General features: G+C 68.9%; 8 protein-coding genes. 4 read left to right on the forward strand and 4 right to left on the reverse strand.

Annotated elements, in window-relative coordinates:
* Positions 1-10: 10 nt before the first annotated feature.
* The 4 genes from HLB44_RS08250 to HLB44_RS08265 all read right to left on the reverse strand — a co-directional run bounded on the left by HLB44_RS08250 (position 11) and on the right by HLB44_RS08265 (position 10145).
* The gene (locus tag HLB44_RS08250; protein ID WP_173122064.1) at positions 11-3328 is read right to left on the reverse strand and encodes a GDSL-type esterase/lipase family protein; all 3318 of its coding nucleotides are present in this window, start codon (positions 3326-3328) and stop codon (positions 11-13) included.
* Positions 3328-6678 carry a pectate lyase family protein gene (locus HLB44_RS08255; RefSeq protein ID WP_173122065.1) on the reverse strand — a complete coding sequence of 1117 codons (3351 nt, stop codon included), beginning with the start codon at positions 6676-6678 and terminating at the stop codon, positions 3328-3330. Before HLB44_RS08255 ends, HLB44_RS08250 begins: the two co-directional genes overlap by 1 nt.
* Before the next feature lie 15 nt (positions 6679-6693).
* The gene (locus tag HLB44_RS08260) at positions 6694-9654 is read right to left on the reverse strand and encodes a TonB-dependent receptor (protein ID WP_217283565.1); all 2961 of its coding nucleotides are present in this window, start codon (positions 9652-9654) and stop codon (positions 6694-6696) included.
* A gap of 158 nt (positions 9655-9812) precedes the next feature.
* Positions 9813-10145 (reverse strand): cupin domain-containing protein, encoded by a 333-nt coding sequence (locus HLB44_RS08265; RefSeq protein WP_173122066.1) that lies wholly within the window; start codon positions 10143-10145, stop codon positions 9813-9815.
* A 174-nt stretch (positions 10146-10319) separates the two neighbouring features.
* On the opposite strand from HLB44_RS08265, the gene kduI reads away from it, so the two are divergent.
* The 4 genes from kduI (at position 10320) to HLB44_RS37085 (ending at position 13734) form a co-directional block, all read left to right on the forward strand.
* Positions 10320-11156, forward strand: a complete 837-nt coding sequence (kduI, locus tag HLB44_RS08270; RefSeq protein WP_173122067.1) for a 5-dehydro-4-deoxy-D-glucuronate isomerase — start codon at positions 10320-10322, stop codon at positions 11154-11156.
* Positions 11157-11161: 5 nt separating this feature from the next.
* On the forward strand, positions 11162-11923 hold the full coding sequence (gene kduD, locus HLB44_RS08275; RefSeq protein ID WP_173122068.1) for a 2-dehydro-3-deoxy-D-gluconate 5-dehydrogenase KduD: 762 nt from the start codon (positions 11162-11164) through the stop codon (positions 11921-11923).
* Between the two features lie 78 nt (positions 11924-12001).
* Complete coding sequence (locus HLB44_RS08280; protein ID WP_173122069.1) at positions 12002-12889, forward strand: carbohydrate ABC transporter permease; 888 nt, start codon at positions 12002-12004, stop codon at positions 12887-12889.
* Positions 12886-13734 (forward strand): carbohydrate ABC transporter permease, encoded by an 849-nt coding sequence (locus tag HLB44_RS37085; protein WP_217283566.1) that lies wholly within the window; start codon positions 12886-12888, stop codon positions 13732-13734. The genes HLB44_RS08280 and HLB44_RS37085 overlap by 4 nt, the downstream gene beginning before the upstream one ends.
* Positions 13735-13737 lie beyond the last annotated feature (3 nt).

Genomic DNA, 13737 nt, shown 5'->3' on the forward strand with positions numbered 1-13737 from the left:
GGAGCGCCTCTCACCGGGCGGGCATCAACGCACCGGCCGGCTCCGCATCGATGATCCGGCCGCGTCCTTGCTGCGCGTCACGCAGGATGCGTGCATCGATCGGATCGCGGTCCCACGGCCGGGCCCCAACGGCCGCCGGCAGTTCGCGCAGCACGCGCTCGGCCCGCAGCGGCAGCAGGCCCGGCGGCAGGTAGGGCGCGGCACCGGTGACGAGCCGGGCCGTGCGCGCCATGCCCTCGCCGCGGCGCAGCGCGGGCTCGTCGACGCCCGGCGCCAGCGGCTGGCCGTCACCCGGCACGGCAATGCGCACGGGTGCCGGCGCGCCGGCCGCGTCGAAGGCCAGGTTGTCCGCCATGAAGAGCTCGAGGTCGCCGACGCCTTCGAGCGCGAGGAACGGCGTGCCGGCCAGCGTGTCGGGCCCCGCGCGCAGCACATTGCCCTGCAGCGCCAGCCGGCCGTTGACCGGTGCCTGGCCGCTCCATTCATCCGCCAGCAGGTTGTAGTGCACTGCGCGCGTGCCGGGATTGACGATCAGGTTGTTGACCATCGCGCCACGCGCGCCGCCCTTGAACAGCGCATTGCGCTCGCGGTTCGAGACGTAGACGTTGCCATACAGCAGGATGCCGCTGGCGTTGTCGTGGATCAGCGTGCCTTTCGAATGCTCGCCCTTCTCGTGCACCGAGTGACTCAGGCCTTCGGCGATCAGGTTGTGGCTGTAGGTGATGCGGTGCGAGGTCGCGCGCCGCCAGGCTTCCGGCGGCGGCCCGCCGTCGAAGCGTGGGCCGGAGGCCGAGAGGTTCTCGTCGGTGGCCCAGGTGAAGCTGCAGTGGTCGACGATCACGTCGTGCGCGCCGTCGACGGTGGAGATGCCGTCGTGGTCGTTGCCCGACTTCTTTCGGCGGCCATAGGCTCCGGGGCGGAACGAGAGGTGCTGCACGATCACGTCGTGTGTCGCGACCTGCGTCTCGCCGCGGATCAGCGTGATGCCCGGCGCAGGCGCGCTGTCGCCCGCGATGCTCAGGTGCGGCCTGCGCAGCACCAGCTTGCCGCCCGCCAGGTCGATGCGGCCGGCGACGTCGAAGACGACAGTGCGCGGGCCGTCCGCATCGATGGCTGCGCGCAGCGAGCCGGGACCGTCGGCGGCGAGCGTCGTCACGCGGATCACGCGGCCGCCTTCGCCGCCGCGGGTGCGGGTCCAGCCGGTCGGGCCGATCCCGCGGGCATCGAAGCCGGGCTCGGCCGCCGACCAGCCGCCCGGCGGCGCCACCCCGAGCGCGCGCAGCGCCTGCGCGGCGAGTTGGGCCATCGCGAACGCGCCTTGCGCGCTGAAGTGCGTGTTGTCGCGGATGCCTTCGGGATGGCGATCGAGGTCGCCGGGCTCCGCGTGCACGAAGAGTCGCTTCGACTCGTCCGGACCCAGGCGCTCCAGCAGCGCGGCGCTGGCGCGCTGCAAATCGAGCAGCGGCAGCTTCAGCTCGGCGGCGACCGCGCGGGCCATCGCCGGGTAGTCGCCGTGCGTGTCGCGCAGGCGGCCGGTCGCGTCGAACTCGCGGCGGGCGAGCGGCGTCGCCAGCAGCGGCGTCGCGCCGCGTTCGCGCACTTCCTGCGCGAAGCGGCGCAGGTTGTCGCGGTAGGCGCCGCGCGCATCGGCGAAGCGCTTCGGATCGTCGGCTTTCGCATCGTTGTGGCCGAACTGGATCAGCACCATGTCGCCGGCGCGCAGCTGGCTCAGCAGATGGGCCCAGCGGCCTTCATCGCGGAAGTTCTTCGTGCTGCGGCCGTTCATCGCGTGGTTCACGATGCGCTCCGGCTCGGCGACCAGCGTGCGGAACAGCGTTCCCCAGCCGTGCTCGAGGTTCGGCGGTGATGCCGGCTTGTCGGCCAGCGTCGAGTCGCCGACCAGGTGCAGCGCCGGGTGCACGCTGGCCAGCGGTCCCGGCCGGTGCACATGTGCGACGAGGCTCGCGAGGTAGGCCTCCAGCGGCGTGGTGCCGCTGCGCGGGTCGATGCGTGCGCCGTCGCGCGGATCGGCGCGATCGAGGCCGTGCGCCGTTTCCCAGGCGTCGGGCAAACCGTCGCGGTCGCCGTCCGCCGGTGCGGGCAGTGATTGCAGCGCCGGCCAGCCGCCAACCTCGCGCTGGCTGTCGATCAGGCGGCCCGAGCGCTGGCGCACGTGGCGCACGATCCGCAGGTCGACCAGGTCGCGCACGAGCGATGCGCCGGCATGCGCGAGCACGCGATCCTGGGCCGTGTCCGCCGCGTCGGGCGTCACCGCCCCGTTGTCCGGTGGCTCGGCCAGCCCGTAGCCGGACGGCAGTCCGTTCGGCAGATGCTTCGGATGCGCACGCACGAGACTGTACGGGTCGGCCGGGATTACGCCGTTCATCGCATTGCGCGCAAAGTACGCGTGCGCAGCGGTGCTGCTTTCCTCGAACGCCAATGCCCCGGTCGACATCGGGCCGGCGATGTAGGCGTTGTCGGTGAAGCGGTAGGTCGAGCGCGTGTTCGTCGAGTCGAGGTTGTAGCCGGCGCGGTCGCGGCCCCAGCCGTAGAAGACATTGGCGCGGAAGTCGAACACCGCCCCCTGCGGGTCGATGTCGGGCTGGTGCCAGTTGCCCGGGCGCGGCATGCGGTCGAGGTGCAGCGCCCACAGGTTGTGGTGCATGCTGATGCGCGCACCGCGGCTGGCGCGCAGCAGCGTGCCGAAGCCATGCGCCTCGCCGCGCTTTGGTCGGTTGAGGTTCAGCGATTCGGTGATGAAGCTCCACTGCACCGTCACGTCACCGAAGCTGCGCTCCGGCGTGTCGAAGCGCGCCGACAGCGACAGCGCCTCGTCGGTCGACCAACTCGCCGAGACGTGGTCGAGCATGATGCGGCGGCCGGCGACGACGCCGATCGCATCGCCGTCGACGCCGGATTCATCGCCGAGCCGCGAGCGGATGAAGCGCACGACCACGTCGTCGGCCGCGATCTCGAACGGCTGGTCGCGCAGCGTGATGCCGTCGCCGGGCGCCGTCTGGCCGGCAATCGTGATGCGGCCGTGGGTGATGCGCAGCGGCGTCTTCAGCGCGATCGTGCCGGAGACTTCGAAGACCACCGTGCGTGGGCCGCTCGCCTCGACCGCGGCGCGCAGCGAGCCGGGGCCGCCATCGCCGAGGTGCGTGACGTGGAAGACCGCACCGCCGCGGCCACCGAGTGCGAAGCGTCCGGCGCCCTCGGCGCCTGGGAAGGCGAGCGGCTGTGGCGCGGCCGGGGTCGTCGGCGGCGGCAGCGTGCAGGCGGCGAGCGCCGACGCCGCGGCCGCGGCCGCGAGCCGCCGCAGCGCCATCACGGCGCCGGCACCCAGCCGCCCGGCGCGCCGGTGGCGATCGTGCTCTTGAAGAACACCTCGGCGCGTGTCGCCAGGCCGCTGGTGCTGTCGAGCGGCTTGGCGAGCTGCACGGTGGCCGGCTGGCCGTTGACGCTGACGGTCGCCGCACCCAGGCGGCCGCTCACATCGAGCGGCAGGCCGCCGAGGTCCATGCTGCCCCACTCGCGCCAGCCGGCCGCGTCGGTCGCGCCGCCGTTCGCGGTGCCGGCCCACGGCGGCGGGTTGCTGCCGCAGGCGCCCTGCGCCGTGCCGGTGCGGCTGGTGCCGGTTCCGACACACCAGCCCACGGGCAGGATGTGCGGCCCGATGCGCGTATTGATGAACGCGATGTTGTCGACATAGGTGCTGCTCGTCGTGCTGCCGCTGCGTGCCAGGTAGGCCTGCGTGACGCCGGCACCGGCGCTGAGCGTCGAGTCGAGGAAGACGAAGCCCGCATCGCCCGGTGTCGCGCGGGCCTGCAGGATGAAGCCCGGCGAGCTGCTCGAGGGATCGAAGACCGAACGGATCTCGCTCTGCTCGAACAAGGCCGCCATCGGGCCGCCCCAGATGAAGTCGACGTTGCCGGCGACCAGCGAGCGCCACACCCACACGTAGCCCTTCAGCTGCAGCGTGTCCTGTTCGGACAGGAAGTTCATCTCCTTCGCAAGCAAACGCGCCGCGGCCGGCGTCTGGCTGGTGTTGAAGTAGATCGCTTCGGCCTGGTTGTCGTAGAGGCCGCTGCGCGTGTGCGGATTCTCGAGCGTGAAGTTCTGCAGCGTCAGCAGGTCGGCGTTCTCGACCAGCAGCACCGCGCGCCCGCCGCCCAGCACGCGGTGGCCGGGCACGCGGCCGGACGTGGTGAGCGTGGTGCCGGCGCTGGTGGCCGTCGCGCCGCTACCGGAGTTCAGCGACTCGAAGTTCACCGCACCGACGCGCACACCGTCGCGGCTTTCGCCGACGATGCTCAGGTTGTGCACGTTGCGCAGCGTCGCGAGTTCCGGGTAGACGCCGTTCTTCAGCGTGATGGTCTTCGGCGTTGCGACGGTATGGCAGCCCCACGCCGGCGCGCTGCCGGTGGAACACGAGGCCATCACCCAGTTCAGCGCGCCCTGCAGCGTGCGGAAGTCGGCGGTGCTGCCGTCGTCGTCCACCGTCACGCTGGACCGGCTGGCCGGGGCGCTGCGCGTCGTGAAGCTCCACTGCGCGCCGGCGAAGGGTGCGTTGTGCACCGTGCCGCCGAAGGCTGCGGCATCGATGGTCACGGTGTAGGTGGTGTCGAAGGCGAGGCGGTTGTTGTGCAGCTTGATGGTCGCGGTGTTGCCGCTGGTCGTCACCGGCCGGACCCAGACGAAGCGCGCGCGGCCGTCCAGCATTGCGCCGGCGGCCAGCGCGTCGATCTCGAGGTTGCTGCGTGGCAGGATGGTCTGCGTGTCGCCCGTCGACGGCGTGCTCGACAGGTCGATGCGGTCGACGATGGCACCGTCGCTCGCGCGGCGCACGGTGACGAAGCCGCTGGTGCCGAGCTTCGGTGCGCCGTCGAACGCGAGCAACAGCGCCGTGTCGACATGCACGCCGCCCGCGCCGGCCGCGGGCAGCAGCGTGCCTGGCGTCGCGCCGACGTTGCCGCTGCCGGTGATGGTGGTTTTCAGCTTGCCGGCGCCGGCCTTGGCGAGCGCATTGGCCTTGACCAGCGACGTCGGCCGCGGCGTGAACGGGTAGGGCACGCTCCAGGCCACCGCCGACGACACCGGACAAGCGCCGAGCGCCGCGCCGTTCAAGAGCGAACCGGCGTCGGCAAAGGCGCTCGCCGCGTTGGCATTCAAGGTCTGCAGCACGCTCGCACAACCCGGCGCCGCACCGCTGATCGCGTAGACGTTCGCATGCGAGATCACCTGCGCGCCGGTGCCGATGCCCACGCTGTACGAATGCCCGTACACCGGCGCCCCCTTCGCGCCGGCGTGGTAGTTGTTGAACACGTGCACCTGGCCGAAGCGCACGCGCGGCGCGCGCTGGCCGACGGCATTGAACACGTTGTTGGCAATCGTCACCTTGAGCCGGCCGATGTCGGCGGTGAAGCTGTCGGAGTGGCCGATCAGCATCGTCTTGTCGTGGCGGTCGATCAGGTTGTACGAGACCGTCACGTGGTTCGCGCCGCGCGTGATGTCGATCGCGCCGTCGTGGCACTGCCGCGTCTTGCCGTTCTCGATGGGCAACTGGTCGTCGGTGACCGGCGCGTCGGTGATCGTGTTGCGGTCGATCCAGACGTGGTCGGCGCCGAGGATGGTGATGGCGTCGTAGGCGGCGTTCCAGTTGCCGGTGGCGCCGTCGTTCGGGTCCCACACCGGCGCGATGTCGCAGGGCGCGGCGAGGTGCAGGTTGCGCACGATGACGTTGGACACGCCGATGATCTCGATGCGGCCGTTGGCGAGGCCGGCGCCCGGGCCGCTGCCGATCAGCGTGGTGTTCGAGGGCAGCCGCACCATCGCGCGCTGGTCCTGGTCGGCGCGGCTCGCGTAGGGCAGGCCCTCGCTCATGTCGATGCTGCCGACCACCTTGATGATCTTCGGCTTGACGCCGCCGTTGTTGATCGCGGCCAGCAGCTGCGCGCGGTTCGACACCGCGTAGATCTGCTCGGCGCTGGCGGCCGCGCCGCCGCTGGTGCCGCCGGCCATCGCCGCCCAGCCGTCGGCCGGCGCGGACTCGCGTGCCGGATCGGTCTGCGCGGCCACCGGCAGCGCCAGCGCGGCCGCGGCCAGCACGCCGAGCGAACGGCGCCGCAGGCCGCTGCCGGCCGCCGCGCCGAGCGCCGCGGCGATCAGCGCGATGGTTGCCGGCTCGGGCACGCTGTTCAGCTGCAGGTTCAGCGGACCGAAGCCGTCGCGCAGCTGCACGTCGGTCAACTTCAGCTTCAGCGCGTGGCCGCCGTCGATCAGCGTGGCATCGATGCTGCCGGCGGCGAGCATCGAGTGATCGACGCTGACGCTGCCCAGCGGCGCGAGCAGCCCGGCGAACGACAGCGTCAGCTCGGTGCTGCCGCTCCAACCCGTGCCGCCGTTGTCATACAGCTGCACGAGGCCGCTGCTGAACAGGTCGATCGCGAGCGTGAAGTCCGCGCTCAGCAGCTCCAGGTCGGAGTCGGTGAGCGTGACGACGTTCGAGCCGGCGCCCGGCTGGAAGCCCGTGTCCAGGCCCAGCAGGCTGGCCTGGCCGTCCTGCCGCGCAGTGACCAGCGTGCCCAAGGGCACTGGCGCAGCGGCCAGCGGCAAGCTCGCGCCGAGCAAGGCCGCCGCGGCGAGTGCGGCGGCCGCGAAGGAAGCGATGCGATTCATCGGCAGCCTCCGGCTTCAGAACTTGTAGCGCAGGCCGAGCAGGTACTCGCGGCCCGTGACGTGGTAGACCACCGAGCTGTTGCGTGCGCGGCTGATGAACTGGTCGTTCGGGCGGTCGGTCAGGTTGACGCCCTCGAGCGTGAACTCGACCTGGTCGCTCCATTTGTACGATAGCGATGCGTCGATGTTGACGCTGGAGTTCTTGCCTTCGACGTCGTTGTTGTTCTGCCCGGGCACGCGCTGCAGGAAGCCCATGCGGTAGGCGCCGGAGACGCGGGCGCTGAACTTGCCGTCGTCGTAGTACAGCGTCGCGTTCCACGACTTGGGCGACAGGTTCAGCAGATCGTCGGTGATCGTCGCCCCGCCGTTCGGCGACACCAGGTACTCGATCTTCGACTTGACGTGCGTGTAGTTCAGCAGCGTGCCGAAGTTGCGGCCGATGCCCGGCAGGAAGGTGAAGGGCTGCTGGATGTTGATCTCGAAGCCGTTCAACTTGCCGCCCTGGGTGTTGACCGGCGTGGTGACCTGGAACACCTCGTCGCCGGTGAAGTTCGACGGCAGCAGCGACAGCGGCAGCCCCGTGTCCTTGTACGGCACGTTGGTGCGCAGGCTCTGGATGTAGGTGTTGATGTCCTTGTGGAACAGACCCAGGCCGACGAAGGCGTTGCGCGAGTGGTACCACTCGAAGCTGGTGTCGAAGGTCTTGGCGCGGAAGGGCTTCAGCAGCGGGTTGCCGCTGGTGATCGACAGCGTGCCGGTGGTGCTGATGGTGCCGCCCGGGTTCAGGAAACCCAGCTGCGGACGCGCCATGACCTTGGCCGCGGCGAAACGCACGACGAAGTCCTTCGTCAGGTTGGCCGACAGGTTCAGCGCCGGCAGCACGTCGTCGTAGCTCTGCGCCACCTGCACCTCGGTGCCGCCCGCGGTGGCCTGGTAGCCGGTGGCCACCTGCTCGGTCTTGACGTAGCGCACGCCGAAGTTGCCGCGCAGCGGAATGCTGCCCAGCGCGGTCGTGAAGTCGGCCATCAGGAAGCCGCCGGTGTCCTTCTCGCTCACCGAGCGGTTGTTGCCTCGCGCGTTGCCGTTCGTGATCGACGACAGCGTGAAGTCGCCGGGGCCGCCGACCGGGCCGCTCTTGAGGCAGTTGCAGTAGATGTCGTAGGTCTGAGCGATCGCGTTGAGGTTCGGGATCGCCCACGCGGTGGGTGTACCTGCCGGCAGGTCCAGGCCCTTGCCGAAGCCGCTGATCATCGTCACCAGATTGGCGATCGGCACCCCGGCGGCCGGCGCGAAGATGGTGTCGTTCTGGTTGATGCGGCGGAATTCGTAGGTGTCGAAGTCGTACTTCTTGTAGTCGGCGCCGGCCTGCAGCGTCAGCTTGTCGGGCACGATCTCCCACGCCACGTCGGCATGCAGGATGTCGTTGCGGTTGTTCGAGCCCTGCGGGCGGATGCGGATCTCGCTGCTGGTGGTGTTGGCGATGGTGGTCGGCTGCGTGCCGCTGGTCACCTGCGGCACGCCGACCAGGGCGAGACTGCCCGTGCCGGCCTGCGTGGGATCGAACGGATAGCCGATCACCGGCAGGCGGCTGTTGTTGCGGAAGTCCAGCGTGTAGCCGTTGACGTTCAGCGCGTCCAGCGTCGTCGTCGTCTGCACCGGATTGCGGAACTTCGAATCGGCGCGGCCGAGCTTGGCATTGACGGTGACGAAATCGCCGAAGCGCTGCTGCAGCGTCAGGCTGGGCTGCGTGAACTCGGTGCTCAGCTCGTCGAAGCGCGACTCGGCGCGGATGTCGACGCCGTTGTAGCGGCCGAACTGCAGCGCACCGTTGGCGGCGTAGTCGGCCTGCAGCACGCTGGTTTGCGGCTTGCCGCCCTGGCCCGCGGTGCGGCTGAACGAGATCGCCTCCAGGAAGTCTTCCTGCCGCGTCGCCTCGAGCTTGGCGTACAGCACGTCGAAGGTCAGCAGCGTGTTCTCGCTCGGCTTCCATTGCACCGAGCCGGTCAGGCCCAGGCGGTCCTGGTCATGCGTCAGCCGGCCGTAGCGCGGCAGGCGCGGGTGGAAGTTCGCCGCGTTGCTCGATGCGTTGTAGGCGGCGATGGCCTCCGGCGTGCCGGGTATGCGTGCCACGCCCTGCGCGGCCGGGCCGCAGGTGGTGGCGGTGGAATTGCTCGGGTTCGCCGGCGTCACGCCCTGCGGCGCGCACCAGCCGCCGGACGACGGACCGTTGTCCCAGCGCACGGTGGAGAAGCCTTCCTCGAGCAGCTGGCGCTTCGAGTAGGCGCCCGACAGCAGCACGCCGAAGCTCTTGTCCTGGTTGGTGTTCGAGACCAGGAACGCGACGCGCGGATCGGTCTTGCCCGACAGGTCGTTGTAGCGGCCCTTCAGCGACGCGGTGGCCTTGAAGCCGCGCGGGAAGTCCAGCGGCCGCGAGGTCTGCAGGTCGACGGTCGCGCCGAGCGAGCCTTCGTCGACATCGGCGGACGAGCTCTTGCGCACGGTGATCGAGTTGAACAGCTCGGCGGCGAAGACGTTGAAGTCGAAGCCGCGCGAGCGGTTCGCGCCGCCCGACGAATCGGTGCCGCCGGTGGTGGCCAGCGCTTCGATGCCGTTGATGCGCACGCGCGTGAAGTCGAGGCCCAGGCCGCGCACGGTGATGTTGCGGCCTTCGCCGGCATCGCGGTCGATCACCACGCCGGGGATGCGCTGCAGCGATTCGGCGAGGTTGGTGTCCGGGAACTTGGTGATGTCCTCGGCCTTGATGACGTCGACGATGCCGCGGTCCTCGCGCTTGGCGTTCAGCGCGCTTTCGAGCGCGGCGCGCATGCCGGTGACGACGACCGTCTCGCCGCCGGACTGCGCGGGCTTGGCTGCCGGCGCGGTCTGCGCGTGTGCGGGGGCATTCAGCGCGGCAAGGACCGCCAACGTGACGGCGGTGGGCAGGGCTTGCGGGAAGCGCGGCGTGCGCATGCTCATGGTCTTGTCTCCTGATGTCGTTCAAAAGGCGCGGCCACGCGCAGGCAGCACCGGGCCGCCGGCGTCGAATGCCGGAAGTTCAAGCACAAGGGGCGCGCGCAGGGCGCCTTCCGAACCGAGGCGCGGGCGGCTGCAGTGCCGCACGCGCCGGATGGGCGCTAGAGGTAGTCCTCGCGCCGCGGGGAGAACTGGTCGAGCAGCGTGCTGCCGGCTTCGAGCGCGACCACGCCGTGCTCGACGTCGTGCGGCGCGATGAACGCGTCACCGACCTTCAACACGCGCTTGACGCCACCGACGGTGGCCTCGAACGAACCGCTGACGACGAAGGCGATCTGGTCATGCACCTCGTGCGCATGCGGCGTGCCGACGGCACCGCGATCGAACTGCACCAGCACCGACATCAGCTGCGGCGTGTGGCCGACGATCTTGCGGCGGATGCCGTCGCCGAGCTCGGTCCACCGCGTGTCGTCGTTCGTGAAGTAGCTGCTCATCCGGTCTCCTCTTCACTCTCCGCCTGCGGGCAATCCCGGGTTCGGCAAAGCTTGCGAAACGTTGATTTGCAGGTACTATAGCCGCACGAATTCTTTTTGAAACATCGGTTCAATCAAAAAGAATAGCGATTCCGGGAAAGTCCCGAGACGACCCCAAGGACCCAGGAGCCCCTGATGGAAATCCGCCAACCGATCCACAGCGATCACGCCCGCACGCTCGACACCGCCGGCCTGCGCCGCCACTTCCTCGTCGAGAGCCTGTTCCAGCCGGAGCAGGCGACGCTGACCTACAGCCAGATCGATCGCATCATCGTCGGCGGCATCCACCCGGTGCGCGAGACGGTGCGCTTCGCGCCCGAGCTGGGCAAGCAGACCGGCACCGACTTCTTCCTGCAGCGGCGCGAGCTCGGGCTGATCAACATCGGCGGCGATGCGCTGATCGAAGCCGACGGCAAACGCTACGAGATCGGCCCGCGCGAGGCGCTCTACATCGGCCAGGGCGCGAAGGAGCTCAGCTTCCGCAGCGTCAACCCCGATGCGCCGGCCAAGCTGTACTTCAACTCGGCACCGGCGCACTGCCACTACCCGAACCGCAAGATCACGCTCGCCGAGGCCTCGCCGGAGACGCTGGGCGATGCGAAGACCAGCAACCGCCGCACGATCCACAAGTTCATCGTGCCCGACGTGCTGCCGACCTGCCAGCTGCTGATGGGCATGACGCAGCTCGAGCCCGGCAGCCTGTGGAACACGATGCCCTGCCACACGCACGACCGGCGCATGGAGGTCTATTTCTACTTCGACATGCCGGCCGACGGCGTCGTCTTCCACATGCTCGGCGAGCCGAGCGAGACGCGCCACCTCGTCGTGCGCAACGAGCAGGCGGTGATCGCGCCGAGCTGGTCGATCCATTCCGGCGTCGGCACGCAGGCCTACACCTTCATCTGGGGCATGGTCGGCGAGAACCAGGTCTTCAAGGACATGGACCACGTGCCGATGTCCACCTTGCGTTGAGCAGCATGGTCCTGCAGCAATTCAGCCTCGGCGGCAAGGTCGCCATCGTCACCGGCTGCAATACCGGGCTCGGGCAGGGCATGGCGCTGGCGCTGGCCGAGGCCGGCGCCGACGTGATCGGCGTCAACCAGAGCGAGCCGAGCGAGACGATCGCGCGCGTGCACGCCACCGGCCGCTACTTCCTCGACCTGCGTGCCGACCTGGGCGACACCGGCTGCATCGACGGTGTGCTGCGCGAGGCGGTGGCCTGGGGCGGGCATGTCGACATCCTCGTCAACAACGCCGGCATCATCCGCCGCGACGATGCGATCCGCTTCTCGGAGAAGGACTGGGACGACGTCATCAACGTCAACCTGAAGACGGTCTTCTTCTTCTCGCAGGCGGTGGCGCGCCAGTACCTGGCGCAGCAGTCCGGAGGCAAGATCGTCAACGTGGCATCGATGCTGTCGTTCCAGGGCGGCGTGCGCGTGCCTTCGTACACCGCCAGCAAGAGCGGCGTCGTCGGCATCACGCGGCTGATGGCCAACGAGTGGGCTGCGCACCGCATCAATGTCAATGCGATCGCGCCCGGCTACATGGCGACCAACAACACCGCCCCGCTGCGCGCCGACGCCGACCGCAGCGCCGCGATCCTCGAGCGCATCCCCGCCGGCCGCTGGGGCGTGCCGGCCGACCTGGCGGGACCGGTGGTGTTCTTGGCGTCAGCGGCGTCCGACTACGTCAACGGCTACACCGTGGCTGTCGACGGCGGCTGGCTGGCGCGCTGAAATGAAACCCCCACGTTCGCTTCGCTCACTGCCCCCCGAGGGGGCGCTCAGTACCTTCGGAACGGCCGGGCGGTACTGATGTACGAGAACCGACGCATCGGCTTCCTCTTCGTGCTGCCCTTCGTGCTGGGCGTGCTCGGCTTCAAGCTGTTCCCGTTCGTGATGAGCTTCGCGCTCAGCTTCACGCAGTACGACGTGTTCTCGCCGCCCGAATTCATCGGGCTGCAGAACTACGTCGAGCTGGCGACGCAGGACCGCATGTTCCGCAAGTCGCTCGGCGTGACGCTGCTGTTCGTCGTGCTCGCGGTGCCGTTGCGCGTGGGCTTCGCGCTGTTCATCGCGCACGTGCTGAACTTCAAGCTGCGCGGCATCAACTTCTTCCGCTCGGCCTTCTACCTGCCGTCGATCCTCGGCGGCTCGATCGCGGTGGCGGTGCTGTGGCGCTTCATCTTCTCGCAGCACGGGCTGGTCAACAGCCTGCTGGTTCGCGCCGGCTTCGAGCCGATCCTGTGGCTGGCCGACGAGCACTATGCGATCTGGACCATCGTCACGCTGTTCACCTGGCAGTTCGGCTCGTCCATGGTGATCTTCCTGGCCGCGCTGCAGAACGTGCCGCAGAGCCTGTATGAAGCGGCGGAGATCGACGGCGCGTCGAAGTGGCAGCAGTTCACCCGCATCACCGTGCCGCTGATCACGCCGGTTATTTTCTTCAACCTGATCATGCAGATGGTGCACGGCTTCCAGGAGTTCAACGGGCCGTACATGGTCACCGAGGGCGGGCCGCTGCATGCCACCTACGTGCTGAGCCTGTACATCTACGAGGAGTGCTTCAAGTACTTCAACCTCGGCTACGGCGCCGCGCTGTCGTGGGTGATGTTCGCGCTGATCGGAGCGCTCAGCGCCTTCAGCTTCTGGAGCTCGAAGTACTGGGTCTTCTACGCCGGCGAGAAGGAGGCGCGCCAGTGACCGCGGCCGCCAGCGAGCGCGCGACCGTCGTGTTGCGCTACGCCGCGCTCGGCCTGGTCGGGCTGATGATGCTGTACCCGATCCTGTGGCTCGTCGGCGCGTCGTTCAAGTCGAACGCCGAGATCTTCAGCGAGATCGGCTTCTGGCCATCGCGGTTCGATATCGCCGCCTACGTGAAGGGCTGGAAGACGAGCAGCGAGTACACCTTCGCGACCTACTTCCTGAACTCGTTCCTGATCGTCGTGCCGCGCATCGTCGTCACGGTGATCTCGTGCGTGCTGGTCGCGTATGCCTTTGCGCGCTGGGAGTTCCCGGGCCGCAAGTTCCTGTTCTCGGTGATGGTCACCACGATCATGCTGCCGCACATCATCCTGCGCATCCCGCAGTACCTGATGTTCAAGGAGTTCGGCTGGCTCGATGGCTACCTGCCGCTGATCGTGCCCTCGGCCTTCGCCACCGACACCTTCTTCGTCTTCATGCTGGTGCAGTTCCTGCGCGCCATCCCGCGCGACATGGAAGAGGCCGCGATCATCGACGGCTGCAACCCGCTGCAGCTGCTGCTGTACGTCATCGTGCCGCTGCTGAAGCCGGCGATCGTCTCGGTGATCGTCTTCCAGTTCATCTGGACGATGAACGACTTCATGGGGCCGCTGATCTACCTGTCGTCGGTGGAGAAGTACCCGGTGTCGCTGGCGCTGAAGATGACCATGGGCGCGACCGAGGAGGTCGAATGGGCCAGCGCGATCGCCATCTCGGTCGTCGCGCTGATTCCGTCGGTCGCGGTGTTCTTTGCGGCGCAGAAGCATTTCATCGAAGGGGCCACGTCCAGTGGCATCAAGGGCTGAACA

This window comes from Pseudaquabacterium terrae, from assembly GCF_013266755.1.
Taxonomy (GTDB): Bacteria; Pseudomonadota; Gammaproteobacteria; order Burkholderiales; family Burkholderiaceae_C; genus Pseudaquabacterium; species Pseudaquabacterium terrae.

Excerpts from the sequence above, each read along its gene's own strand:
- HLB44_RS08250 (WP_173122064.1), bottom strand. The coding sequence starts at position 3,328 with ATGGCGCTGCGGCGGCTCGCGGCCGCGGCCGCGGCGTCGGCGCTCGCC.
- HLB44_RS08255 (WP_173122065.1), bottom strand. The coding sequence starts at position 6,678 with ATGAATCGCATCGCTTCCTTCGCGGCCGCCGCACTCGCCGCGGCGGCC.
- HLB44_RS08260 (WP_217283565.1), bottom strand. The coding sequence starts at position 9,654 with ATGAGCATGCGCACGCCGCGCTTCCCGCAAGCCCTGCCCACCGCCGTC.
- HLB44_RS08265 (WP_173122066.1), bottom strand. The coding sequence starts at position 10,145 with ATGAGCAGCTACTTCACGAACGACGACACGCGGTGGACCGAGCTCGGC.
- kduI (WP_173122067.1), top strand. The coding sequence starts at position 10,320 with ATGGAAATCCGCCAACCGATCCACAGCGATCACGCCCGCACGCTCGAC.
- kduD (WP_173122068.1), top strand. The coding sequence starts at position 11,162 with ATGGTCCTGCAGCAATTCAGCCTCGGCGGCAAGGTCGCCATCGTCACC.
- HLB44_RS08280 (WP_173122069.1), top strand. The coding sequence starts at position 12,002 with ATGTACGAGAACCGACGCATCGGCTTCCTCTTCGTGCTGCCCTTCGTG.